General features: G+C 72.3%; 24 protein-coding genes and 1 tRNA gene. 13 read left to right on the top strand and 12 right to left on the bottom strand.

The features are described 5' to 3' along the window. Positions 1 to 67 precede the first annotated feature (67 nt). Both nrfD and OG218_RS03260 read left to right on the top strand, forming a co-directional pair. Entirely contained in the window at positions 68 to 1,069 is a 1,002-nt protein-coding gene (gene nrfD / locus OG218_RS03265; protein ID WP_380162502.1) for an NrfD/PsrC family molybdoenzyme membrane anchor subunit, read from the top strand. A gap of 18 nt (positions 1,070 to 1,087) precedes the next feature. Beyond that, complete coding sequence (locus OG218_RS03260) at positions 1,088 to 1,903, top strand: formate/nitrite transporter family protein (RefSeq protein ID WP_328291770.1); 816 nt, start codon at positions 1,088 to 1,090, stop codon at positions 1,901 to 1,903. On the opposite strand, the gene selD is transcribed toward OG218_RS03260, so the two are convergent. Continuing rightward, the gene (selD, locus tag OG218_RS03255; RefSeq protein ID WP_328291769.1) at positions 1,904 to 2,896 is read right to left on the bottom strand and encodes a selenide, water dikinase SelD; all 993 of its coding nucleotides are present in this window, start codon (positions 2,894 to 2,896) and stop codon (positions 1,904 to 1,906) included. 40 nt (positions 2,897 to 2,936) lie between these two features. Between selD and OG218_RS03250 the strand changes: the two genes are divergently transcribed. The 4 genes from OG218_RS03250 (at position 2,937) to OG218_RS03235 (ending at position 7,268) form a co-directional block, all read left to right on the top strand. Further along, positions 2,937 to 3,032 (top strand) — tRNA-Sec (locus OG218_RS03250). 29 nt (positions 3,033 to 3,061) lie between these two features. Beyond that, positions 3,062 to 4,351, top strand: coding sequence for an L-seryl-tRNA(Sec) selenium transferase (gene selA, locus OG218_RS03245; protein WP_442906453.1), 1,290 nt, complete (start codon positions 3,062 to 3,064; stop codon positions 4,349 to 4,351). 11 nt (positions 4,352 to 4,362) lie between these two features. Beyond that, entirely contained in the window at positions 4,363 to 6,138 is a 1,776-nt protein-coding gene (selB, locus tag OG218_RS03240; RefSeq protein ID WP_442906452.1) for a selenocysteine-specific translation elongation factor, read from the top strand. Then, on the top strand, positions 6,138 to 7,268 hold the full coding sequence (locus OG218_RS03235; protein ID WP_328291766.1) for an anhydro-N-acetylmuramic acid kinase: 1,131 nt from the start codon (positions 6,138 to 6,140) through the stop codon (positions 7,266 to 7,268). The genes selB and OG218_RS03235 overlap by 1 nt, the downstream gene beginning before the upstream one ends. Here OG218_RS03235 and OG218_RS03230 read toward each other — a convergent pair. Further along, a complete protein-coding gene (locus OG218_RS03230; protein ID WP_328291765.1) occupies positions 7,258 to 7,662 on the bottom strand; it encodes a universal stress protein in 405 nt (134 codons plus the stop codon). The two genes, OG218_RS03235 and OG218_RS03230, sit on opposite strands and share 11 nt — an antisense overlap. A gap of 15 nt (positions 7,663 to 7,677) precedes the next feature. Beyond that, on the bottom strand, positions 7,678 to 9,078 hold the full coding sequence (locus tag OG218_RS03225; RefSeq protein WP_328291764.1) for a CitMHS family transporter: 1,401 nt from the start codon (positions 9,076 to 9,078) through the stop codon (positions 7,678 to 7,680). 151 nt (positions 9,079 to 9,229) lie between these two features. On the opposite strand from OG218_RS03225, the gene OG218_RS03220 reads away from it, so the two are divergent. The 6 genes from OG218_RS03220 to OG218_RS03195 all read left to right on the top strand — a co-directional run bounded on the left by OG218_RS03220 (position 9,230) and on the right by OG218_RS03195 (position 16,787). Beyond that, the gene (locus OG218_RS03220) at positions 9,230 to 10,870 is read left to right on the top strand and encodes a sensor histidine kinase (protein WP_328291763.1); all 1,641 of its coding nucleotides are present in this window, start codon (positions 9,230 to 9,232) and stop codon (positions 10,868 to 10,870) included. After that, positions 10,870 to 11,565, top strand: coding sequence for a response regulator (locus tag OG218_RS03215; RefSeq protein ID WP_328291762.1), 696 nt, complete (start codon positions 10,870 to 10,872; stop codon positions 11,563 to 11,565). The genes OG218_RS03220 and OG218_RS03215 overlap by 1 nt, the downstream gene beginning before the upstream one ends. Positions 11,566 to 11,707: 142 nt before the next feature. Then, entirely contained in the window at positions 11,708 to 13,321 is a 1,614-nt protein-coding gene (locus OG218_RS03210; protein WP_328291761.1) for a putative bifunctional diguanylate cyclase/phosphodiesterase, read from the top strand. Positions 13,322 to 13,407: 86 nt separating this feature from the next. Continuing rightward, the gene (locus tag OG218_RS03205) at positions 13,408 to 14,973 is read left to right on the top strand and encodes a methyl-accepting chemotaxis protein (protein WP_328291760.1); all 1,566 of its coding nucleotides are present in this window, start codon (positions 13,408 to 13,410) and stop codon (positions 14,971 to 14,973) included. Positions 14,974 to 14,998: 25 nt separating this feature from the next. Beyond that, complete coding sequence (locus OG218_RS03200; protein ID WP_328291759.1) at positions 14,999 to 15,817, top strand: TrmH family RNA methyltransferase; 819 nt, start codon at positions 14,999 to 15,001, stop codon at positions 15,815 to 15,817. Between the two features lie 10 nt (positions 15,818 to 15,827). Further along, on the top strand, positions 15,828 to 16,787 hold the full coding sequence (locus OG218_RS03195) for an NAD(P)H-dependent glycerol-3-phosphate dehydrogenase (protein ID WP_328291758.1): 960 nt from the start codon (positions 15,828 to 15,830) through the stop codon (positions 16,785 to 16,787). Here the strand turns inward: OG218_RS03195 and OG218_RS03190 are convergent. The 8 genes from OG218_RS03190 to flgN all read right to left on the bottom strand — a co-directional run bounded on the left by OG218_RS03190 (position 16,746) and on the right by flgN (position 22,155). Then, positions 16,746 to 17,105: an SRPBCC family protein gene (locus OG218_RS03190; RefSeq protein ID WP_328291757.1), complete on the bottom strand. Its 360-nt coding sequence runs from the start codon at positions 17,103 to 17,105 to the stop codon at positions 16,746 to 16,748. The two genes, OG218_RS03195 and OG218_RS03190, sit on opposite strands and share 42 nt — an antisense overlap. 2 nt (positions 17,106 to 17,107) lie before the next feature. Further along, positions 17,108 to 17,656, bottom strand: coding sequence for a YbaK/EbsC family protein (locus tag OG218_RS03185; protein WP_328291756.1), 549 nt, complete (start codon positions 17,654 to 17,656; stop codon positions 17,108 to 17,110). Then, positions 17,653 to 18,168, bottom strand: a complete 516-nt coding sequence (locus OG218_RS03180) for a YbhB/YbcL family Raf kinase inhibitor-like protein (RefSeq protein WP_328291755.1) — start codon at positions 18,166 to 18,168, stop codon at positions 17,653 to 17,655. Before OG218_RS03180 ends, OG218_RS03185 begins: the two co-directional genes overlap by 4 nt. A gap of 95 nt (positions 18,169 to 18,263) precedes the next feature. Beyond that, a complete protein-coding gene (locus tag OG218_RS03175; RefSeq protein WP_328291754.1) occupies positions 18,264 to 18,674 on the bottom strand; it encodes a flagellar assembly protein FliW in 411 nt (136 codons plus the stop codon). A gap of 197 nt (positions 18,675 to 18,871) precedes the next feature. After that, on the bottom strand, positions 18,872 to 19,273 hold the full coding sequence (locus OG218_RS03170) for a flagellar assembly protein FliW (protein WP_328291753.1): 402 nt from the start codon (positions 19,271 to 19,273) through the stop codon (positions 18,872 to 18,874). Between the two features lie 75 nt (positions 19,274 to 19,348). Next, on the bottom strand, positions 19,349 to 20,254 hold the full coding sequence (gene flgL / locus OG218_RS03165; protein ID WP_328291752.1) for a flagellar hook-associated protein FlgL: 906 nt from the start codon (positions 20,252 to 20,254) through the stop codon (positions 19,349 to 19,351). 28 nt (positions 20,255 to 20,282) lie between these two features. After that, on the bottom strand, positions 20,283 to 21,650 hold the full coding sequence (gene flgK, locus OG218_RS03160; RefSeq protein WP_328291751.1) for a flagellar hook-associated protein FlgK: 1,368 nt from the start codon (positions 21,648 to 21,650) through the stop codon (positions 20,283 to 20,285). Positions 21,651 to 21,663: 13 nt separating this feature from the next. After that, positions 21,664 to 22,155, bottom strand: a complete 492-nt coding sequence (flgN, locus tag OG218_RS03155; RefSeq protein WP_328291750.1) for a flagellar export chaperone FlgN — start codon at positions 22,153 to 22,155, stop codon at positions 21,664 to 21,666. Between the two features lie 133 nt (positions 22,156 to 22,288). On the opposite strand from flgN, the gene OG218_RS03150 reads away from it, so the two are divergent. After that, positions 22,289 to 22,828: a Uma2 family endonuclease gene (locus OG218_RS03150; RefSeq protein ID WP_328291749.1), complete on the top strand. Its 540-nt coding sequence runs from the start codon at positions 22,289 to 22,291 to the stop codon at positions 22,826 to 22,828. Here the strand turns inward: OG218_RS03150 and OG218_RS03145 are convergent. Continuing rightward, complete coding sequence (locus OG218_RS03145; RefSeq protein ID WP_328291748.1) at positions 22,820 to 23,164, bottom strand: hypothetical protein; 345 nt, start codon at positions 23,162 to 23,164, stop codon at positions 22,820 to 22,822. The genes OG218_RS03150 and OG218_RS03145 overlap by 9 nt on opposite strands. Positions 23,165 to 23,307 lie beyond the last annotated feature (143 nt).

The following is a 23,307-nucleotide window of genomic DNA, read 5'->3' as shown; positions in this document are numbered from 1 at the left end:
CCAACCGGGTCAGCCGGGGTTCGAGCACGTGCCCGGTACCGACCCCATCGGCGGCCAGGCGGCGCGCATGTTCGGGGCCGAGATGGGAAAGCGGGAGAAGCGCAAGGGTCGGCGCGGTGACGTCAACGCCGTCGTCCCCGACGCGGAGTTCCGCTCCTACTACGGCCGCGCGGTGCTCAAACCCCCGGTGTGGACCCACGAGATCGCCTACTACCTGTTCGCGGGGGGTCTCGCGGCGAGCAGTTCGATGCTGGGTGCGGTGGCCACCGCGCGGGGCGACCTCGCGGCCCGGCGCGCCTACCGGTTCACCGCCCTCGGCGCCGTCGGGGCCAGTGCCTACTTCCTCATCTCCGACCTCGGTCGTCCCGAGCGCTTCTACAACATGCTGCGGGTCGCCAAGCCGACGTCGCCGATGTCGGTGGGGACGTGGATCCTCACCGCCTACGGCCCGCTGGCCGGAGCCGCCGCCGTCTTCGAGGCGGCCCCGCTCCTGCCCCCACGCGGCGTTCTCGGGCTCGCGCGCAGGCTCGCCCCGCCCGCAGGTCACGTCCTCGGGGTCGGGGCGGCCCTCACCGCCCCGTTGCTGGCCACCTACACGGCGGTGCTCTTCGCCGACACCGCCGTGCCGAGCTGGCACGAACCGTTCCGCGAACTCCCCTTCGTCTTCGGTGGCAGCGCCCTCGGCGCGGGAGCCGGGGCCGGGCTGCTGCTCGCCCCGCTGAGCCAGTCCGGTCCCGCCGCGCGCGTCGCGGTGATCGGTGCCACCGTGGAACTCGCTGCCGCGCACCGGATGGAGACCGCTCACGGGCTCGTCAGCGAACCGTTCCACCTAGGCCGGCCCGGGAAGTTCCTCCGGGCCGCCCGCATCCTGACCGCCGCTGGAGCAGTCGGCGCGGTGCTCGGTCGCCGGTCCCGGATCGTGTCCGCCGCCGCGGGCGCGAGCCTGCTCGCCGGTTCGTTCCTGACCCGCATGGCCGTGTTCGAGGCGGGCGTCGCCTCGACCAAGGACCCCAAGTACGTCGTCGTTCCCCAGCGGGAACGCCTGGAGGCACGTCAGCGCGCCTCCTGAAACCTCGAGGAGCTTCGCATGGCGTTCAAGACACCCGATCAGATCGCCGTCGCGGCGGTCGCCAGCGGCGAGAAGAAGGCTCACCTCCCCGTCTCGAAGATGCTCGTGGGCGGTTTCCTCGCGGGGGCCTACATCGCCTTCGCGGGGTTGCTGGCCGTGGACGTGACCGCCGGCCTCGACCCGAAGATCTGGGGCGGGGTGACGACCCTGCTCACGGGTGCGGTGTTCAGCCTCGGGCTCATCCTCGTGGTCGTCGCCGGTTCCGAACTGCTCACCGGCAACATGGCCCTGGTCCCGATCGCCCTGCTCAGCCGCCGCGTCAGCCTCGGGCGGCTCGGGTTGAACTGGGGCGTCGTGCTCTTCGCCAACCTCCTCGGGTCCCTCTTCGTGGCCTACGTGCTGGCCGTGCAGACGGGGGTCATCGGCGCCGAGGGGACGGCGTCCTTCACCCGGCTCGCCGCCATCGCGACCGGCAAGGCCGTCACCGAGGACGACCTCACGATCTTCCTGCGGGCCATCGGCTGCAACTGGCTGGTCTGCCTCGGGGTGTGGATGGCCATGGCCGCCGAGGACGTCGCCGGCAAGGTCCTGGCCATCTTCTTCCCCATCACCGCGTTCGTGGCGCTCGGCTTCGACCACGTCGTCGCGAACATGTTCTTCCTCCCCGCGGCCCACTGGGCCGGGGTGCCCGGCATCGGGTGGGGCAGCATCGTCCGGAACTGGATCTTCGCGGGACTGGGGAACGCCATCGGCGGAGGTGTGTTCGTCGGCGCCGCCTACTGGTTCCTCTACCTCAAGGGCAAGGACGACGTTTCCACGAGCGCACCGCGCTGATCAGCGGACCACGAGCGTGGTCCCCGCCCGGGCGGGGACCAGTTCACCGACCACCGGGTAGCCGGGCACCTCACCGGCGACGAGCAGACCTCCGGAGGTCTGGGCGTCGGCGAGCAGGATGAGCTCCTCCTCGTCGAAACCCTCGGCCGAGAGGAACGGGCGGACCCAGTCGAGGTTGCGGCGGCTGCCGCCGGGCACGAAGCCGTCGGTCAACGACCGGCGGGCCCCGTCGACGTAGGGCACGGCGGCGGCGTCGACGACGGCGGTGACCCCGCTGGCGCGCGCGACCTCGTGCAGGTGGCCCAGCAGGCCGAAACCGGTGATGTCGGTCGCGCAGCGGGCGCCGGTGGCGAGCGCCGCCCGGGACGCGTCCGCGTTCAGCGTCGTCATCACCGCGACCGCCTCCTCGAAGACCTCGCCGGTCGCCTTGTGGCGGTTGTTCAGCACCCCGAGGCCGAGGGGTTTCGTCAGGGTGAGGGGGAGACCGGCCACGGCCGCGTCGCCCCGGAGGAGCCGCTCGGGGTCGCCGAGGCCGGTGACGCTCATCCCGTAGAGGGGCTCGGGGTTGTCGATGCTGTGGCCGCCGCCGAGGTGGCAGCCGGCGGCCGCGGCCACGTCGGCCCCACCGCGCAGGACCTCCCGGGCCAGTTCGGGCGGCAGGACGTCGCGGGGCCAGCCGAGCAGGTTCACCCCGACCAGCGGTGTCCCGCCCATCGCGTAGACGTCGGACAACGCGTTCGTCGCCGCGATCCGGCCGAAGGTGTAGGCGTCGTCGACGACGGGGGTGAAGAAGTCGGCGGTCGCGATGACCGCCTGCCCACCCGCGATGCGCACGACGGCCGCGTCGTCGCCGACCCCCACGAGGAGGTCACCGGTCGCGGGCCCGGTGAGGCCCTCGACCATCCGTTCCAGCTCGCCGGGCGGGATCTTGCACGCGCACCCCCCGCCGTGGGCGTACTGGGTGAGCCGAACCGCCGCGTCCGTCGTCGTCACGCGGCCCACGGTATGACAGGGTGTGCTCGCGTGCTGCCGGGGAGGCGTACGGGTGCCTGGTGGCCCCCGCGGTCTTCAACACCGACGTGACCGAGCACCTCGGTCAGGTGGGTTCGATTCCCATCCGCCTCCGCCACGCAGCCCCGGGGTAGGTTCTGCCTCGTGCTGCCCGATCACCGCCGGACCGTCCCCCGCACCGACGCCGTCCTCGCCGATCCGCGGGTCGACGCGGCCGTGCGCACCCTGGGGCGCGACGTCGTCAAGGACGTCGTGCGGGAGGTGCAGCAGCGGGTCCGCACCGGGGAAGCGCCGGCCGAGGACGTCGTCGGGCTCGTGCTGGCGGGGTTGCCCGCGGCGGGGACGACCCTGCGCCGCGTCCTCAACGCGACCGGCGCGGTCCTGCACACCAACCTGGGCCGCGCGCAGCTCTCCGACGCCGCCGTGGAGGCCGTCGTCGCCGCGGCCGGGGCCACCGACGTCGAGATGGACCTCGCGACCGGCCGCCGGGCCCGGCGGGGCCGGGGCACGATGGCGGCGCTGCGGGCCGCGGTCCCCGCCGCCGGTGACGTGCACGTCGTGAACAACGGTGCGGCGGCGCTCGCGCTGGTCGCGACGGCCCTGGCCGCGGGCAAGGAGATCGTCGTCAGCCGGGGCGAACTCGTCGAGATCGGGGACGGTTTCCGGTTGCCGGACCTGCTGGAGTCCACCGGCGCCCGGTTGCGGGAGGTCGGGACGACGAACCGCACCTCGCTCGCCGACTACCGGGCCGTGATCGGGGAACGCACGGGGTTCGTCCTCAAGGTCCACCCGTCGAACTTCGTCGTCACCGGGTTCACCGCGGGTGTCGAGGCGGCCGAGCTCGCCGAACTGGGAGTTCCCGTGGTCGTGGACATCGGGTCGGGGTTGCTCACCCCGGACCCGCTGCTGCCCCGCGAACCGGACGCGCAGTCCGTCCTCACCGCCGGTGCCGACCTGGTCACGGCGTCCGGGGACAAGCTCCTCGGGGGACCGCAGGCGGGTCTGCTGCTGGGCGACGCCGAGCTCGTGGAGCGATTGCGACGACACCCGCTGGCCCGCGCGCTGCGGGTCGACAAACTCACCCTCGCGGCCCTCGAGGCGACGCTGCGCTCGGTCGGGAACCCGACCGTGGGGGCCGTGCACGCCGACGTCGACGACCTGCGACGACGCTGCACCGCCGTCGCGGACACGCTGTCCGGCAAGGGGATCGACGCCCGTCCCGAACCCTCGGTCGCCGTCGTCGGCGGTGGTGGCGCCCCGGGGGTGGAACTCCCGTCGTGGGTGGTGTCGCTGCCCCCGCAGCTCGTGGAACCCCTGCGGCTCGGGGAACCCGCGGTCGTCGGTCGCGTCGAGGGTGGGCGGACGTTGCTGGACCTGCGGTGCGTACCGCCGGAGTCCGACGACGCGGTGGTGGCCGCCGTCCTGGCGCTGACGTGATGTCTCAAGCGATGCACGTCGTCGCGACCGCGGGGCACGTCGACCACGGGAAGTCCAGCCTCGTCCGGGCGCTGACCGGACGGGACCCGGACCGCTACGCGGAGGAGAAGCGCCGCGGCCTGACCATCGACCTGGGTTTCGCCTGGAGCGACCTGCCCGGGGCGGGGGCCGTGGCGTTCGTCGACGTCCCCGGACACGAGAAGTTCGTCCCCACCATGCTCGCCGGGGTCGGTCCCGTCCCGGTCGTCGTGTTCGTCGTCGCCGCCGACGGCGGGTGGATGCCGCAGTCGGCCGAGCACCTCGCGGCGCTCGACGCCCTGGGCGTCCGGCACGGGATGCTCGTCGTCACCCGCGCCGACCTCGCCGACCCGGAACCCGCGCGGGCCCGGGCCCTGGCCGAACTGCGCGCCTCCAGCCTGGGGGAGGTCCCCTCCGTCGCGTGCAACGTGGTGACGGGGGCCGGGTTGGACGACGTGCGCCGGGTCCTCGCCGACGTGCTGTCGCGGGTGCCGGCGCCAGACCTCGCGGCGCCCGTGCGGTTCTGGGTGGACCGCAGCTTCTCCATCACCGGGGCGGGGACGGTCGTGACCGGGACGTTGTCGGCCGGTCGGATCGCCGTGGGCGACGAGCTCCAGCTGGGCGAGCGCCGCGTGCACGTCCGCGGGGTGCAGTCCATGGACCACGACGTCGATCGGGTCGACGCGCTCGCGCGGGTAGCGCTGAACCTGCGGGGGGTGGACCGCCACGACGTGGGTCGCGGGGACGCCCTGCTGACCCCGGGGACGCACCGGCTCACCGACGTCGTCGACGTCCGGCTGCCGGGCACCGAGCCGCCCACCGACCTGCCCGCGCAGGTGGTCGCGCACGTGGGGTCCGCGGCCGTCCCGGTGCGGACCCGGCCGCTGGGCGTCGACGGCAGCGGGGACGGCGAGGACGTGCTGGTGCGGTTGCAACTGCGGACGGCGTTGCCGCTGCGGGTCGGCGACCGGTTGCTGCTGCGTGACCCGGCCCGCCACACCGTCCTCGGGGCGGGGACGGTGCTGGACGTCGACCCGCCCCCGCTGAACCGTCGGGGGGCGGCCGCCGCGCGCGCCGCCGACCTCACCGGGGTCCGGGGACCGGACGCGGCCGGGGAACTGCGCCGGCGGCGGGTGGTGCGGGGTGAGCACCTGCGCTCCATGGGGGTCGCGCCGACCGGTGCGCCGGTGACCGGGGACTGGTACGTCGACGCGGGGTACTGGGCGGACCTCGGGCGCCGGTTGCGCACCGTCGTGACCGAGGTCGCCGCCGCGAACCCCCTGCAGCCCGGCCCGACGCTGGAGCAGGCCCGGCGGCTGCTGGGGCTCCCGGCCCTGGAACTCGTCGAGGCGCTCGTGTCGACGCCGTTGCGGGTCCACGACGGGCGCGTGGTGGAGCGGACCTCGGACCTGCCCCCCGCGGTCGAGCGCTCGGTCCAGCTCGTCCTCGCCGACCTGGCGCGGGAACCCTTCGCGGCCCCCGACGTCGAGCGGCTGCGGGAACTCCGGTTGGGCCGCTCGGAACTCGCCGCGGCCGTCCGGGCGGGTCGCCTGGAACGGGTCGCCGAGGGGATCGTGCTGGCCCCGGGGTTCCGGGACCGGGCCGTCGGGGCGCTGCGGGCGTTGCCGCAACCGTTCTCGATGAGCGACGCCCGGCGGGCGCTGGGCACCTCGCGTCGGGTGGCGGTGCCGGTGCTCGAGTCCCTCGACGCGGCAGGGCGGACTGTCCGGGGCGCGGACGACCGGCGGCGGCTGGAGGGGAAGCCGTAGTGCGTGTCCTGGGGATGATGTCCGGGACCTCCCACGACGGGATCGACCTCGCCGTCGTGGAGTTCACGCTCACCGGGGACGTGCTGCACGCCCGGGTGGGGGAGTCGCGCAGCGTGCCGTACTCCGACGCGCTGCGCGCCGACCTCGTGGCCGCGCTGCCGCCGGGACGGATCGGGATGGCGGAGGTCTGTGCCCTCGACGTGCGGATCGGTCAGGAGTTCGCCGCCGCCGCGGCCGGGGTCGTGGAGGAGTTCGACGTCGTCTGCAGCCACGGGCAGACGGTGTTCCACTGGGTGCAGGACGGTTCGGTGCTGGGGACGCTGCAGCTCGGGCAACCGTCGTGGATCGCCGAGGCGACCGGGGTTCCGGTGGTCTCCGACCTGCGGACCGCCGACGTCGCGGCGGGTGGGCAGGGGGCGCCGCTGGTGCCGCTGCTGGACGAGTTGCTGCTGGCACCGTTCGTCGAGCAGGGACGGACGGCGGCGGCGCTGAACCTCGGTGGCATCGCGAACGTCACCGTCTGCGCCCCGGGGGAGCCGACCCGGGCGTGGGACACCGGTCCGGCCAACGCCCTCGTCGACGCCGCGGCGGGCGGGATGGACCGCGACGGGGCGCTGGCCGCGGGGGGCACCGTCGACCCGGACCTGCTCGCGGAACTCCTCGCCGAGCCCTACTACCGCCGGGAACCGCCCAAGACGACGGGCAAGGAACTGTTCCACCCGGGCTACGTCGAGGGGTTCCGCCGGGGGCCGCTCGACACCGCGGACCTCGTCGCGACGCTCACCACGTTGACGGCCCGGACCGTGGCGGACGCCCTCCGCGGGGTGGACGTCGTCGTCGCCAGTGGTGGCGGCGTGCGCAACCCCGAGCTGATGCGCCGGCTCGCCGTCGAACTCGGCGATGTGGAACTCGTGACCTCCGACGCGCTGGGCTGCCCGCCCGACGACAAGGAGGCCGTGGCCTTCGCCCTGCTCGGCTGGGCCACCCTGCACGGCCTGCCGGGGAACGTCCCCACCTGCACCGGCGCGAGCGGCCCCCGGGTCCTGGGGCAGGTGACGCCGGGCCGGGCGGGCTGGCCGGTGCTGACCGCACGACCCACCTGGCCCACCCGGCTCGACCTCAGGACTTGATCGTCACCACCGGGCAGGACGCCTCGCCGATGACCCGCTGTGCGATGCTGCCGAGCAGGAACTTCATGGTGGCCGAACGGCGGCGCACCGGGAGCACGACGACGTCGGCGCCGGCGGCGCTGAGGGCGATCAGCTGGTCGGCGACGTCGGGGTCCGGGTCGTGCAGGCGCGCGGACACCCCGGCCGCGGCCGCGTCGACCTCGACGCTGCGGCGCAACGCCTGCGAGGCGTGCACGGGAGTGGAGGGCGCGTCGGAGGTGATCGGCACCGCCTCCAGTTCCAGGCCGAGGGCCCGGGCGCGTTCCAGGGCCCAGGCCAGGGCCGCGGCCCCTTCCGGGCGGTCGGTGACGGCGACGACGACGTTCTTCACGATCTCGTTCTCCACGGGGTCCACGGGTTTCTCCTGGTTTCAGCCGAGCGGGACGACGCCGAAGGCGACGGCCGTGGCGAGCATGACGAGGGACAGGACGACGGCCCGCCAGATCACCTTCTTGTGGTGGTCGGCGAGGTCGACCTTGGCGAGGGAGATCAGCAGCAGCATCGCCGGGACGAGCGGGGAGGTGAAGTGCACGGGCTGGCCGACGATGGAGGCCCGGGCCATCTCCACGGGGCTGATGCCGAACTCGGCCGCGGCCTGGGAGAGGATCGGCAGCACCCCGAAGTAGAACCCGTCGTTGGACAGGAAGAACGTCAGCGGCATGCTCAGCACCGCGGTGATCGCCGCCAGGTGCGAACCCCACGCGTCGGGCACCACGTCGACGAGCCAGGTGGCCATCGCGGTGTCCATCTTCGACTCCGACAGCACCGCCGTCAGGACCGCCGCGGCGAAGACCATCGAGACCACCGAGACGATGCTCGAGGAGTGTTCCTTGACGCGCTCGACCTGCTGGGCGGGGTTGGGGAAGTTCACCAGCAGGGCCAGCGCGGCCGCCACCATGAACAGGAACGGCAACGGCAGGACGTCCATGCCCAGCAGGACCAGCAGCGCGACGGTGAGGACGGCGTTGAACCAGATGAGCTTGGGACGCAGGGTGGGGCGGTTCGGGTCCAGCGCCCCGCTGGTCATCCCGTCGTCGTCCGCGGAGCCCCCGGCCGAACCGCCACCACCCGTGCGGGGACGGCCGTCACCGCCGGCCATCGCCAGTTCCCGGGACTCCACCGTCTCGGTCTCCTCCAGGGTCAGCTCGAGGCCGGCCTTGGCCAGGCGGCGCTTCTCGCCGACGCCCAGGGCCCAGGCCATGAGGATCACCGCGACCATCCCCGCGAGCATGCTGGGGACCATCGGGTTGAACAGTTCCGAGGGCGAGACCCCCAGCGCCGTCGCGGCGCGGACGGTCGGTCCGCCCCAGGGGACGATGTTCATGACGCCGGCCGACAGGTTCGCCACGACGGTCAGGACGACGGGGGAGAGCTTCAGGCGCAGGTAGAGGGGCAGCATCGCCGAGACGGTGATGATGAACGTCGTCGACCCGTCGCCGTCGAGGGACACGAGCGCCGCGAGGACGGCGGAACCGATGACGACGCGCACCGGAGAGTTCCCGCAGATCCGCAGGATCAGCCGGATCAGCGGGTCGAACAACCCGACGTCGATCATCAGGCCGAAGTAGACGATCGCGAAGAACAGCAGGGCCGCCGTGGGCGCGAACTCCTTGAGCTGGTCCATCACCGCGTCACCGACGCCGACCCCGCTGCCCGCGAGGACCGCGAAGAACAGCGGGACGAGGATCAGGGCGACGACCGGGGTCAGTCGTTTGGTGAGGATGAGCGCCATGAACACGGCGACCATGCCGAAACCGAGGGCGACAAGCATCGTTGCTCCGTCTTCAGGGGTTGGTGTGACCCGGGCCACGCTAGGGGGAGCCCACCGCGCGGGGCGGGTTGCGCGCCTTGCGCTCACGGGGTGCGTCTTGCGCGTGTTGTGCTCGTTGTGCTCGACCCGGGCCGGGGATACGGTCTGCGGTGTGGACCCCCGACGATGGCCGTTCAGCCGCCAGGTCCTGGCCGTCCTGCTCCTCCTCGTCGCGGTCGTCCTCGCCATCGGCTGCGGCGGGTCCCTCCTCCTGCTGCGCCAGCAGGCGGTGGAGGAGTCCCGCTCCCGCAGCCTCGACGTCGCCCGCACGCTGGCCGAGGACGACGCCGTCCGCGCCGCCGTGACCGCCGCCAGCGACGCCCCGCCGGCCACCGCCGCCGACCTCGCCGCGGGCACCGTGCAGCGCGAGGCCGAGGACGTGCGGCGGCGCACCGGGGCGTTGTTCGTCGTCGTCACCGACGACCGTGGGCTGCGCCTGGCCCATCCCGACCCCGCCCTCCTCGGGGCGCGGGTCAGCACCGACCCCACCCAGGCGCTGGCGGGGAACGAGGTCGTCACCGACGAGGTCGGAACCCTCGGGTCCTCCGCCCGGGCCAAGGTGCCCGTCTACGCCCTCGACTCCGACCGCGTCGTCGGGGAAGTGAGCGTGGGCGTGGGGGCCGCGGCCGTCGCCGACCGGGCCCGCGACGCGGTCCTGCCCGCCCTCGCCGTCGCCGCGGGCGCGCTCGTCGTCGGCCTGCTCGGCGCCGGGTTCCTCGCCCGGCGGCTGCGCCGGCTGACCCTCGGTCTGCAACCGGAGGAGATCGGCGGGCTGCTCCAGGGCCACGACGCCGTCCTGCACGGCATCGCGGAAGGGGTCGTCTCCGTCGACCCCGCCGGTCGCGTCGTCCTCGCCAACGACGAGGCCGCCCGCCTGCTGGGGTGCGGGCTGCCCGCCGGCCGCGACGTCGCCGAACTCCCCGCGCCCGTCCGCGCCACCCTCGACGCACCCGCCCAGCTGCCGCGCCTCGCCGTCGTGGGCGAGCGGGCCCTGCTGCTCTCGGCCCGCCGCGTCGAACGGGAAGGCCGGTTCCTCGGCCACGTCGTCACCGTCGCCGACCGCACCGACGTCGAACTGCTCACCCGTCAGCTCGACGCCGTGCGCGCCGTCGGGGAGGTCCTGCGCGCCCAGCGCCACGAGTTCGCCAACCGGCTGCACCTGGTCTCCGGCCTCCTCGAGACCGGCCGCACCGAGGAGGCCGCGGGCTACGTCCGGACGCTGCTCGCGACCGGGCCCCTCGGCTCACGGGTCGAAGGTCTCGACACCGTCGTCGACCCCTACCTGCAGGCGTTCCTCGCGGCGAAGGCCGCGCACGCCCGCGAACGGCAGGTCGTGCTCGCCCTCGGCGACGTCGCGGTCGCCGGCCGGGTCGCCGACCCCGTCGACGTCACGACCGTGCTCGGCAACCTCGTCGACAACGCCGTCCGCGCCGCCGCCGGCAGCCCGCAGGCCCGGGTGGAGGTCGACCTCGTCCAGGACGGGACCGACCTCGTGCTCGCCGTCTCGGACTCCGGCCCGGGAGTGCCGGACGCGCTGCGGGACAGCGTGTTCGAGACCGGCGTGACGACCGGGGACGGGGGGCAGGGGATCGGGCTGGGCCTGGTCCGCCAGGTCGCCCGGACCCGCGGTGGGGACGCCTGGCTCGTCCCGGCCGACCCGGCCCCGGCGAGGGGGGGAGCGGTGTTCGTCGTCCGCCTCCCCGGGGCCCTGACCCTCGCCCCGCGCACCCGGACGAGCGAGGAGGTCCGCTGATGCCCGGCGTCCTCGTCGTCGACGACGACTTCCGCGTCGCCTCCCTGCACGCCGGCTACGTCGAGGCCGTCGCCGGGTTCCACGTCGCCGGGACCGCGGGCTCGCTGGCCCAGGCCCGTGTCCTGCTGGAGCACCACCGCGCTGCCGGGACCCCCGTCGACCTCGCCCTCGTCGACGTCTACCTCCCCGACGGATCCGGCCTCGACCTGCTGCCCGACCTCGCCCCCGACTGCGACGCCTTCGTCCTCACCGCCGCGGGGGAGGCCGAGACGTTCCGCCGGGCCCTGCGCTCCGGGGCGCTCGGCTACCTGGTGAAGCCCTTCGGCGAGGCGCTGCTGCACGGCCGGCTGCGCTCCTACGCCCGCTACCGGCGGGTGCTCGCCACGGCCGTCGAGCACGCCCAACCGCTGGACCAGGACCTCGCCGACGCCGCCCTGCGCGCCCTGCACGCCGAGGCCGGCGCGGCCAAGAACGCCAGCGTCGCCGCGGGCGCGACCCGCGACCTCGTGCTGCGGGCCCTGGCCGAGGCCGCTGAACCCCTCTCGGCCGCCGAGGTCGCCGCCGCCACCGGCATCTCTCGCGCCACCGCCCAGCGCCACCTCGCCGCCCTCGACGGCGAGGGCCGACTCGCGCTGCGGCTGCGCTACGGAGCGACGGGCCGACCCGAGCAGCGCTACGCCCCCCTGCCCTCCTGAACTGCACCCGTACGGGTGACTGCAGGGCCGATCGGGCTGGCTCGACAGGACGCGGCCAACCGGGTGAAGTAGACAGAACGTGTTCGACCCGTGACGATGTGCAGTTAAGTGCCTCAAGCCCGGACAAGGGGAGGAACGCAGGATGAGCCGTTGGCCCTGGTCGGCCCGGCACCTGGCCGGAGACGACGTACGCACCCGCGTCGTCCCGTGGGCCGTCGTCTCCCCCCTCGTCGTCGTCGGCGTCGTCGCCCTCGTGCAGGTCGCCGTCGACGGACTACCCACCCTCTCCGGACTCCTCACGGCGCTCGCCGGCGGGATCGTGGCCGCAGCCCTGCTGCTCGTGCTCTCCCTGCAGACCGCGAACCGCCTCGACACCGAGGGACGCAGCCGGCAGGTGGAGCTCGACGCCGCCATGCGCCAGGCCCTGCACGACCCGCTGACCGACCTCGGCAACCGGCAGTTGTTCACCGACCGGCTGCAGCACGCGCTGGCCCGTCGTGGTTCCAAGACCTGCGCCGTCCTCTACCTCGACCTCGACGGGTTCAAGACGGTCAACGACACCCACGGCCACGCCGTCGGGGACATCGTCCTCGTCGAGGTGTCGCAGCGGTTGCGGACCGCCGTCCGTCCCGAGGACACCGTCGCCCGGTTCGGGGGGGACGAGTTCGCCGTCCTCTGCGAGGACCTGACCGACGAGCTCAACGCGAGCCGCATCGCCGACCGCGTCGTGAGTTCCATCTCCGACCGCCCGATCGACTTCGGCGAGGGCCACAAGCTCAATATCACGCCCAGCGTCGGGATCGCCCTGGCCCGCGACGAGGCCGACGCGTCGAAGCTGCTGCGCCGCGCCGACGCCGCGCTGTACCGGGCGAAGGAGGGCGGCAAGGCGCGGTCGGAACTCTTCGACGAACGCATGCAGGCCCAGGCCGTCGACGCCATGCAGACCGAGGACGACCTCGCTCTCGCCGTCGAACAGGGACAGCTGCGGCTGCACTACCAGCCGATCATCGACCTGCGCGACGGTCACGTGCAGGGGGTCGAGGCGTTGCTGCGCTGGCAGCACCCGCGACGAGGTCTGTTGCAGCCCATCGACTTCGTTCCCGTGGCGGAACGCAGCGGGCTGATCATCGAGATCGGGAAGTGGGTCATCGCCGAGGCGTGGCGGACCCTCGAGGAGTGGTACTCCACGATCGAGGACTGCCAGCTGACGATCGCGGTGAACGTGTCCCGTCGGCAGCTGGCGAACGCGGAACTCCTCGACGCCGTGGCTGCCAACCAACCGACCGGTCCGGCGGGCAACGCGCTCCTCGTCGAGGTGAGCGAGGACCTCCTCGTCGCCGACGCGAACGCGGGTTTCTCGACCCTGCACGCGCTGCGGATGATGGGGGTCCGCATCGCCGTCGACGACTTCGGCGCCGGGGTGTCCTCGCTGAAGCACCTGCAGTCGATGCCCATCGACCACGTGAAGGTCGACCGGCACTTCATCGCCGGCCTCGGCCGGCACCGTCAGGACGAGGCCGTCGTCGCCGGCATCATCGGCATGGCCAAGAACATGGGCGTCGGTGTCGTCGCCGAGGGTGTGGAATCGCACGAACAGCTGGAAGCGCTGCGCCGTCTCGGGTGCGATGCCGCGCAGGGCTTCCTGCTGGGTCGCCCGAACCCGGAGGTGCGGGAGGTCATCGATCTGCCGCCGTCACCGCGGCGCGAGCTGGACGCCAGCGCCAACGGCGTCGTCCCGACGCCCGTCGCGGGCTGAGCCGAAACGCTTCACCCGAACGCCCGAACCGCCGATGAACCCGGTGGAGGCGTCAGGTGGGCGCCAGGTGAAGGTGGGCGGTTGTGATGGCGGGTTCCCCGCGCAAGGGTGGTTCCCTGACCTCTGGCATCGTCGGGGCGGCAGGGTGCATGGGCGTGGTGGCCCTCGCCCTCGGGGTGACCGGTGCGGTGACCGCGCAGGGGCAGGCCGACCAGTTCCAGCGGTTGCGTGACGACGCGCTCGTCCGCCTGGACACCGTCCACTCGGTGGAACTGCTCAACGAGCAGGTCAGCACGCTCGCCCTCAGCGTCCAGTTCCTGCCCGGCGCCTCGACGTTGGCCCCGGACCTGCAGACGGCCACCACCGACCGCGCCGCCGCGGTGACGAAGCTCCAGGGACTCACCAGCGGCTCCGACGCCGAACTGTCCGCCGACCTCGCGACCCAGCTGTCGACGATGACGACGCAGGGCGGTGCGCTCCTCACCGCGAAGGACGACGCGAGCCGTGCGGCGGCGGCGGCCTACAACACCGCGCAGACGGCGTTCCGCAAGGACGCCAAGGTGCTGCTCGAGCACGCCTCCGCCTCCGTCGAGGCGGTCGTGACCGAGAGTCAGCACCGGGCCCGCACCGCGTTGCTGACCACCCTGCTCCTGCTCGCGGGCGGGTTCGCCGTCTGCATCGCTGTCACGACGCACGTCGTGCGCCGGGTGCGCGGTGATGCCAACCGGATCGCTGCGGTCGCCGAGGCCCTGGACCAGGGCGACCTGACCGTCTCCTCCGGCATCCAGCGGGGCGACGAGCTGGGCCGGATGGCCGCTGCTCTCGACCACGCCATCGCCCGGCTGCGTCAGGAGTTCTCCTCCGTCGCCGCCGGCGCGGAGAGCCTGGGACGTTCCTCGCGGGCCCTGGCCCAGGCGTCGTCGGAGTCCGCCGTGGCCTCCGACCGGGCGGGGTCGGAGGTGCGCTCGGTCTCGGGTGACATCTCCTCGGTGTCGACGAACCTGCAGGCCGTCTCGGCGGGTTCGGAGCAGATGGGTGCGGCGATCCGTGAGATCTCCGCCTCCGCCGCGGAGGCCACCGGGGTTGCGGCGCACGCGGTTCAGGTCGCGGAGGACACCACCGCGACCGTCGCCCGCCTCGGGGAGAGTTCCGCGGAGATCGGCAACGTCGTGAAGGTCATCACCGCGATCGCGGAGCAGACGAACCTGCTGGCGCTGAACGCGACGATCGAGGCGGCGCGGGCGGGTGAGATGGGCAAGGGGTTCGCCGTGGTGGCCGGTGAGGTGAAGGAACTCGCCCAGCAGACGGCCCGGGCGACGGAGGACATCTCCAAGCGGGTCGCGACGATCCAGTCCGACACGACCGGTGCGGTGACGGCGATCTCCTCGATCAGCGAGGTCATCGCGCGGATCAACGACCTGCAGACGACCATCGCCTCGGCGGTGGAGGAGCAGACCGCGACGACGTCGGAGATGTCGCGTTCCATCGGTGACGCCGCCCACGGTGCGGAGCGCATCACCTCCGGCATCGACGGGGTGTCGGCGGCGACGGACGCCACGGATCGTTCGGTCGTGGCGACCCGGACCGCCGCGGATGAGGTGTCGGGTGTGTCGGAGCAGCTGCGCGCGCTGGTGGGTCGTTTCCGCCTCTGAGCACCGCGTCCGGTAGTTTGCCCGCGTGCCGCGGATCGTGTTGGAAGACCTCACCGATCCGCAGCACGCGGGTTTCCTGCGTGACTACACCCACCTCAAGGACGTGCAGCTGCGCGCACGCCGTGAACCGGCGGAGGGGTTGTTCCTCGCCGAGGGCGTCGAGGTGATCCGCCGGGCGCTGGCCGCGGGACACGTGCCGCGCTCGTTCCTGCTCTCCGAGGCCCGCTACTCCGACCTCGTGAACGTGCTGCCCGAGGACGCGACGGTGTTCGTGGCCCCGGTGGAGGCGTTCGCCGAGCTGACCGGGGTGGACCTGCACCGCGGGGCCATCGCGTCCATGCAACGGCCCCCGGTCCGGTCGGTGGCCTCGTTGCTGGCCTCGCTGCCTGCGGGCCCGTCGCGGCTCGTGGTGCTCGAGGACATCGTCGACCACACCAACATCGGCGCGATCTTCCGGTCCGTGGCCGCGTTCGGCGTGGACGGGGTGGTCGTCAGTCCGCGCTGCGCGGACCCGCTGTACCGGCGCAGCGTGCGGGTGTCGATGGGTACCGTCCTGCACCTGCCCTGGGCCCGGGCCGGCTCCTGGCCGGGGGACCTCACACTGCTGCGCGAGGCGGGGTTCACCGTCGCGGCGCTGGCGCTGTCGGACGACTCCGTCGACCTCGGTTCCTTCGCCGCGCCGGACCGGTTGGCGTTGCTGCTGGGGACGGAGGGCGACGGGCTGAGCCGGCGGGCGGTGTCCGGGGCCGACGTGGTGGTCCAGATCCCGATGGATCCGCGGGTGGACAGCCTCAACGTGGCCGCCGCGAGCGCGGTGGCGTTGTGGGAGACGCGGCGGGCGTAGCGTGACGCGGATGCATGTCGCCGTCCTCGGGTCCGGAGCGTGGGGGACGACCGTCGCCGGGATCCTCGCGACCAACGCCACCAGCGTGGGGTTGTGGTGCCGGCGGCCGGAACTCGCCGAGCGGATCCGCAGGTCGGGGGCCAACCAGGAGTACCTGCCGGGGATCGCGCTGTCCCCCCGGATCCGGGCGAGTTCCTCCGTCGCCGAGGTCGTCGCCGGGGCGTCGTTGGTGGTGCTGGCGGTTCCGTTGCAGCAGTTGCGGTCCTGGCTCCTCGAGTGGCTCCCGGAGTTGCCCCGGGTTCCCGTCGTGAACCTCGCCAAGGGCGTCGAGACGGCGACCGGGTTGTTCGGTTCCGAGGTCGTCGCCGACGTCCTGGACCCGGTGCACGTCCTGGCGTTGTCCGGTCCGAACCTGGCCCTCGAGATCGCCCGCGGGCAACCCGCCGCGACGGTCGTGGCCTGCGCCGATCCGGCCGTCGCCGCGCGGGTGGCCGGCTGGTGCAGCACACCCGCCTTCCACGCCCACCCGCTGACCGACGTCATCGGTGTCGACGTGGCGGGCGCGTTCAAGAACGTCGTCGCGCTGGCCGTCGGGATGGTCGAGGGGGCCGGGCTGGGCGCGAACGCCCGGGCCGCGGTGACGACGTTGGGGTTGACCGAGACCGCGTCGCTGGGGAGCCGCCTGGGCGGGCGGTTGGAGACGTTCCTGGGACTCGCCGGCGCCGGGGACCTGGTGGCGACCAGCACGTCGACGTTGTCCCGCAACCACCGGGTGGGCGTCGCGTTGGGGCAGGGTCTGCCGCTGGCGGAGGCAGTGGGGCGGGCCGGCGGGACCGCCGAGGGGGTGGCCACGGCGCCCGCGCTGCTGCGGCGCGACCCGGACCTGCCGTTCGTGCGGGACGTGGTGGCGGTGCTGGAGGGTCGGCGGTCACCGGTGGAGACGGTGTCCCGGTTGTTGTCGGTGAGTTAGCCGCCACAGCGCCGGCCAGGCGACCGGCCGATAGGGGGCGGGAGCCCGCAGTGTCGTGCCGCACCCGCCCGGGAGGTCGAGGACCCCGTGGTCGAGGGTCATGCCCGCAGCGCGCCACGTCCACGTGCGGGCGTCCTCGTCGACGGCGAGGACGGTGAAGGGGATCTTCAGCGGACCCGAGCGGACGGTGCCGGTGACCCCGGTGGCGATGCGGTCCGCCGACGCGGTCACCGAGGTGATCTGCGGGGACCAGGTCGGCCAGTGTTCGATCCGGGCGTAGTCCTCCCAGACGTCCGCGGCCGACCTCGGCCCCCGCACGATCACCGGGCGGGTAGCGCGATGTCCAGGACCTCGGCGTTCGGCAGCGCGGCGAGGTCGGACCCGCGGACGACGAGCTTCGACGTCCGCACCCCGGAGCCGATGAGGACCCAGTCGCTGGCCGCGACGGCGGAATCGACCAGGACGCGCCAGTCGCCGGGTAGGCCGAGCGGCGTGATGCCGCCGTACTCCATGCCCGACTCCTCGACGGCTCGGTCCATCGGGAGGAATGACGCCTTGCGGACGTCGAGGAGCCGTTTGACCGCGCCGTTCACGTCGGCGCGAGTGTTCGCGAGAACCACGCACGCCGCGACCCGCTCCGCCCCGTCGCGCTTGCCGGAGACGACGACGCAGTTCGCGGACCCGTCGAGGGGGACGTGCGCCGCGTCGACGAGGGCCTGGGTGTCGGCGAGGTCCGGATCGATGCCGAGCGCCCACGAACCCTCGGGGAGGGCCTTCCGGACGGCGTCCGGTACGAGGTCGGCGTTCTCCCCGGCCGGCACGAGCTCGAGGTCCCCGGCGACGCGCTGAGCCTCCGCCGGGACGCTCACCGGGAGTAGACCGGGCTGAGCGTCGCGCGGGCCAGGACGTGACCGAGGGACATGAAGGCCGCGACGGTCGGCGTCGCGCCCTCCGGGAGGCCGAGGCTCTCGACGTCGAGAGCGTGCACGGCGAAGACGTAGCGGTGCGGGTGGTCACCGGGCGGGGGAGCGGCGCCGGTGAAATCGGCGGTACCCATGTCGTTCTTGAGCACGGTCGCCCCCTGCGGAGCGGGTTGCGAGCCCGCGCCGGTGGGCAGGCTCGTCACGGAGAGTGGCACGTCGACGATCGTCCAGTGCCAGAAGCCGGCCGGGGTCGGAGCGTCCGGGTCGAAGCAGTTGACCAGGAAGCTCTTGGTGCCGTCCGGGAAACCGTCCCAGTCCAGCTGCGGCGAGACGTTGCCGCTCGCGTGCTGCTCGTCCAGCTGCGTGCCCGACGTGACGTCGGAGGAGTGCAGGGCGAAGCTGGGGATGGAGGGGAGCAGGGAGTACGGCTCCGGGGCGATCGGTCGTTCGAGGTTCATGGCACGACTCTACGAGGCGGGCCGGTTTCGGCGCGTCGGCTCCACGGTGTCCTCGATCGACACCGTGGAGCTGACGCTCCGTTGTGCGCTGAGGCTCAGGCCGAGGGCGGGGTGAGGGGCGCGTCCATGGCCGCGTCCTCGGTGCCGTACTGCAGGGTCTGCAACGCCTTGTGGGACTTGGGGTTGACGACGATCGGGGCGAACAGGTTGATCGTCGCCTTCTCCATGCCCCTCGCCATGTTGACGATGGTGAGGACGGCGCCGTCGGTCTCGTCCTGGAGGTCCAGGGCGGCGGCGGTCTCATCGTTGATGATCGCGTCGTAGCCGGGGTAGAACGGCGTGGGGTCGGCCAGTACCAGCCGGAGGCTGGGGTCCGACGTCGACTGCATGGTGTAGAACATGCCGTCGTCGCCGAGGGCTTCGAGCTCGAACGCCGTGTGCTCGTCGAACCCCATCAGGGGTGCGACGAACTCGATCTTGGGCTTGGTGTCGGAAGCGATGCTCACAACGGATCCCTTCGTCTGTTCAGGTCCCCGGGCTCGGATCCCGGGCGTCGCCTGGTCGCCGCGAGTACTCCTGGCGGCGTCTCGACCACTACCGACAGTAGCGGAGAAGTTGCAATCCGTCTCGGTATCCGTGGCGTCCCGAAACGCAGCAACGCCCCGCCGGCGAGCCGGCGGGGCGTTGGGGGAGTTTCTGCTGGTCAGACCGCCAGGAGTGGAGCTCGCAGTGGCATGTCCGTCCCGACGAGCACCACCTGAGCAGCCCGCATCGTGCGGTGGTTGATCACGATGGGAGCGAGCAGGTTGACCGTCGCGTGGGCCGGGTCGTCGCCGATCGTCACGACGTTCAGGACCGCAGCCTCCGTGGTGTCCCGCAGATCGAGCTTGGTGACCGTCTCGTCGTCGATCTCCGGCGCGTACCCCGGGAAGAACCTCCCGGGGACGACGACGACGAGGCGGATGCCCGTGCCGTCAGCTGCGCGCAGTGAGTACAACGTCCCCTCCTCGTCCAAGGGGACGAGGTGGAACGCCGTGTGGTCGGCGAAACCCATGATGGGCGAGACGAACTCGATCGTGGGGGCGTGCACGGGCGCGTCGGTCATGAGGGTCACTCTAGGAACTCCGGGGGACGAGGGGCGGTTGAAACGTTCTCGCACTGCGGTTCGGAGCGGTCCGCGTCAGCGGAGGAAGTCCATGAGACTGGTCTGGACCGTCTTGGCCGTCACCTGCAGCGCCGCCTGGTAGGCGACGTTCTGCTGGGTGAACTCGAGGTACGCCTTCGCCGGGTCGACACCCTGGACGTCGTTGAGCTGCGCGGTGAAGTACTGCAGCTGGGAGGTGTTGACGTCCTCGGCGTGGTCGACCTGGTTCTGCTTGGCGCCGATGGTGGCCATGGCGTTGGTCGCCAGGCTGATGCGGCTGTCGATGGTCGTGAGGTTGACCGTGCTCGTGGCGCCGTACGTGCCGGCCTTGATGTCGGCGGCCAGCTTGTCCAGCTCGTCGAAGACGTTGCTCGTGGCGTCCCCGTACACGGTCTTGCCCGAGGTGTTCACCGCCATGGTGACGCCCGCGGAGATGGTCCGCGTCACGGTGCCACCGTCGTCGTTGGTGACGTACCCGGTGGCCGGGGCCGTCGCGGACGCGTAGGCCACGGGGTTGTCGGTCGTGCCGCCGAAGACGGCGCGACCGGCGTAGTTGGTGTTGGAGTTGCCCAGGATGGTGTCCTTGATCGCGAGGATCTCGGCGGCGATGCCGCCCCGCGCGTTGGCGTCCAGGGTGCCGTTGACCGCGCCGACGGCGAGGTCACGGACTCGCTGCAGGCGGTCCACCGTGCTGTTCAGCGCCTGCTCCTGGCTGTCCATGACGTTGCGGGCGTCGTCCAGGTTGCTGCCGTAGTCGGCGTTGAGGGCGATCTGGTCGTTCAGTCGCAGGGCGGCGGCGGCCCGGACGGAATCGTCCGACCCCTTCTGCAGGGAGCTGCCGCTGGTGATCTGCTCCTGCAGCTTCGCCGTGCGGTTCTGGTTGGCCTGCAGGTTCGTGAGCGAGTTCATCGCGATGCTGCGCTGGGTGATGCGGCCGAGCATGTCAGTCCCCTCCTCGGGAGTCAGTGGGTCAGCGGACCATGTTCAGGAGCGTGTCGAGCGCTTCGTCCATGGTCGTGAGGACCTTGGCGGCGGCCGAGTAGGCGTGCTGGTAGGCGACGAGGTTCGTCATCTCCTCGTCGAGGTTGACCCCGGAGACGCTGTCGGCCACGGAAGCGGACTTCAGCGACACCTGGGACGCGAGGTCGGCGCGGTTCGAGGCCGACTGCGTGGAGCTGGCGAGGTTGGTGACGCTCGTCCGCCAGTTCTGCTTGACGTCGCCGAAGGCGGCGACGACCTGCTTGGCGAACTTGCGGTCGGTCGAGCCGTCACCGGCCGCGCTCGTGCTCTCCTGGACCGAGGTGGCGGCCAGGACGATGTTCGCCGAGGTGACGGTCCCGCCACCGGCGGCCGCGAAGAACGTGGCCCCCGTCGCCGCGTTCACCGTCGTCGTCAGCGTGGCGGCGAAGGCGTCCAGCTTGCCCTTCTGGTCGGGCAGGGTCTTGTTCGCCCCGTCGAGGGTGCCCTTGAGCGACCCGGTGACGGGCGCCGCGTCCATCCCGCCGATGGTGGCGACGATCTGCGCGCCGATCTGCGGGTTGCCGATGGTCTGACCGGGGTTCGCCGGGTCCGGCACGCTGAGCTTCAGGTCGTAGTGGAAGTCGCCCGTGACGATCGTGGCGTTGCCGACGAAGACGTCGACGGTGCCGTTGTCGCGGTTGACGACACGCGAACCGGTGAGGTCGGCGAGCTGGTTCAGGTACTGGTCGCGCTGGTCCATCAGCTCGTTGGCCGAGGCACCGGTGGACAAGGTCTCGCGGATCGAGGTGTTCAGGCTGGCGATGTTCGACGCAGCCGTGTTGGCCTGCGTCGCGAGGGCGCTCGCCTGCAGGCTCAGAGACCCGTACTGCGCCTGCAGCTGGTTGCTCATGCTGCTGATGGTCGAGACGACGGCGGCGCTCCGGGTCAGGACGAGCTGGCGGTCACCGGCTTGGCCGGTGACGCCGTTGTTGTTGGCCAGGGTGTTCCAGGCCGAGCCCAGGTCCTGCAGGCTCTGGCTCAGCCCCGTGGCCCCGGTGTCGCCGATGGCGTTCTCGATGGTCTGCCAGACGGAGCTCGCAGCGGCCTGCTCCTTCGAGGCCGCGGAGTCCTGGCGTGCCGTCGACGTGGCCAGGGCGTCGGAGACGCGGGCGATGCTGGTGACCGAGACGCCGTCGCCGGGGATGTTCTTCTGGGCGAACTGCCCCGTCTGGTTCAGGACGCTCGCGGACTGCTCGACCCGCTGGCGGGAGTACCCGTCGGTGTTGGCGTTCGCGACGTTCTGGCCGGTGACGTCCATACCGAGCTGGGCGGCGGTCAGGCCGCGGCGGGCGATGTTGATGCCGGAGAAGGTGCTCATCGTCAGGGTCCTCTCAGAGTGCTTCGTCGACGAAGTGGGCGCGGGAGCCACCGGTCGACGCGACCGTGTTCTTGCCCTGCGCGGTGTAGGTGTCGAGGGGCTGGTCCAGCCCGAGGAGGGTCTCGCGCAGGGCGCGGGAGCCGGCGTTCAGCAGGTCCCGGTTCGCGTCGGCGAGATCCTGGATCTCCGCGGTCAGCGTCAGGAACGCGTCGCGGTGACCACGGAAGAGCTCGCCCCACGGGTCGGGTGCGGAGTCGGCGATGGTGCCGAGGCTCGGGCCGGGCTCGAGGCCCAGCTCGGCGGCGATGGCGTCGACCTCGACGGCCCGCAGGAGCTCGGTGGAACGGATCTGCTCCATCACGAACTCGACCTCACGGGTCGCGTGCGCCAACCAGCGCGTCCGACCGCTGGCCAGCACGAGCTGCTCCTCCTCCAGCTTGAACAGGAGCAGCTCCAGCAGCTCCCGCTCCTTCCAGAGGATGCCGGAGACCTCTGCCAGTCCCATGCGTGTCCTTCCCCGATGCCGTCGTCAAGTGGTGCTCGAGCCGTCCATCGGCGGCTGCTACCACGAGCTGAGGTGCGGGACGGGTGGAACGGCGGAGTCGCCTCGCTAGGATCAGTGGTGAGGAGGTGGTCACGTGAGCGTGTCGATCGGGACGTCACTGCCGCTGCACCTGGAGGACCTGCCGCAGGGCGACGGTGGGCCCCGCATCGAGCTCGTGGACGGGGGACTGCTCGTGACGCCGATGGCCGGTCCGGGGCACCAGTACACGGTCGGGAGACTGCAGACCTGTCTCAGCGCCACGGCTCCTGCGGGGTGGGTGGTCCTTCCCGGCGCCAACGTCGCGCGCCGTGGTGCACAGGACCGGCTTCTCATCCCCGACGTCCTCGTGGTGGAGGCGAGCGTGCTCACTGAGAACAGCCCCTACATCGATCCGTCCGACGTCCTGCTGGTCGTCGAGGTGGAGGCCCCTTCCACGAAGTCCACCGACCGCCTGCTCAAGCGAGAGCTGTACGCGCAGTGGCGCATCCCGCACTACTGGCTCGTCGCCGTCGACGAGCGGCGGATCACCAAGCTGGCCCTCACCCCTGAACGCCGCTACGACGAAGCCGTGGCCGAGGACTCGTGGGTGACCTCCGTCGACACGACGTCGGTCTGGCCGGACCGTTCAGCCTGACTTGCGGATGAACTGCGCGTTCTTCGTCGGCTTCCGCAGGTAGTAGGGCCTTCCGTCGTCACGGGCCGCCCGCATCTCCTGGTTGAGGATGCGCGCTTCTTCCTCCATGGCGCGGTTGACCGCGGCCTGGTCGATCCCGTGCTCCCGTTCTCCGGCGAGGTGGTCGTTGCGGCCGATCTCGTGCTCGACCTCGAGGTAGTTCTTCGCGCACAGGGCGTAGAGCGCGGCAACCCGCTCGCCGTTCACGTCGGCGTAGTGGTCGAGGTAGGACGGGGTCAGGCGGCCCTTCTTGTACGCGAACTCCAGATCCCGCACGACCTGCCACAGCGGCTTCACGACGTTCCCTCCAGCCCCACGAACCTCACGCGCCACACGTGGTGCGGCGCAACGCTCTGACCAACCTTCGGTCGTTCTCCCCCCGGTGCTGAACAGGGTTGCGCCGAACGTGGCTGTTGTCACCCCGGTGCTCCCCGCGTGGA

The organism is Kineococcus sp. NBC_00420, from assembly GCF_036021035.1.
Lineage (GTDB): Bacteria > Actinomycetota > Actinomycetes > Actinomycetales > Kineococcaceae > Kineococcus.
This window is presented reverse-complemented; position numbering and strand designations above follow the sequence as displayed.

Coding starts and splice junctions, on each gene's coding strand:
- nrfD (WP_380162502.1), top strand. CDS start 68: ATGTTCGGGGCCGAGATGGGAAAGCGGGAGAAGCGCAAGGGTCGGCGC.
- OG218_RS03260 (WP_328291770.1), top strand. CDS start 1,088: ATGGCGTTCAAGACACCCGATCAGATCGCCGTCGCGGCGGTCGCCAGC.
- selB (WP_442906452.1), top strand. CDS start 4,363: ATGCACGTCGTCGCGACCGCGGGGCACGTCGACCACGGGAAGTCCAGC.
- OG218_RS03225 (WP_328291764.1), bottom strand. CDS start 9,078: ATGCTTGTCGCCCTCGGTTTCGGCATGGTCGCCGTGTTCATGGCGCTC.
- OG218_RS03215 (WP_328291762.1), top strand. CDS start 10,870: ATGCCCGGCGTCCTCGTCGTCGACGACGACTTCCGCGTCGCCTCCCTG.
- OG218_RS03210 (WP_328291761.1), top strand. CDS start 11,708: ATGAGCCGTTGGCCCTGGTCGGCCCGGCACCTGGCCGGAGACGACGTA.
- OG218_RS03205 (WP_328291760.1), top strand. CDS start 13,408: ATGGCGGGTTCCCCGCGCAAGGGTGGTTCCCTGACCTCTGGCATCGTC.
- OG218_RS03195 (WP_328291758.1), top strand. CDS start 15,828: ATGCATGTCGCCGTCCTCGGGTCCGGAGCGTGGGGGACGACCGTCGCC.
- OG218_RS03180 (WP_328291755.1), bottom strand. CDS start 18,168: ATGAACCTCGAACGACCGATCGCCCCGGAGCCGTACTCCCTGCTCCCC.
- OG218_RS03170 (WP_328291753.1), bottom strand. CDS start 19,273: ATGACCGACGCGCCCGTGCACGCCCCCACGATCGAGTTCGTCTCGCCC.
- flgL (WP_328291752.1), bottom strand. CDS start 20,254: ATGCTCGGCCGCATCACCCAGCGCAGCATCGCGATGAACTCGCTCACG.
- flgK (WP_328291751.1), bottom strand. CDS start 21,650: ATGAGCACCTTCTCCGGCATCAACATCGCCCGCCGCGGCCTGACCGCC.
- flgN (WP_328291750.1), bottom strand. CDS start 22,155: ATGGGACTGGCAGAGGTCTCCGGCATCCTCTGGAAGGAGCGGGAGCTG.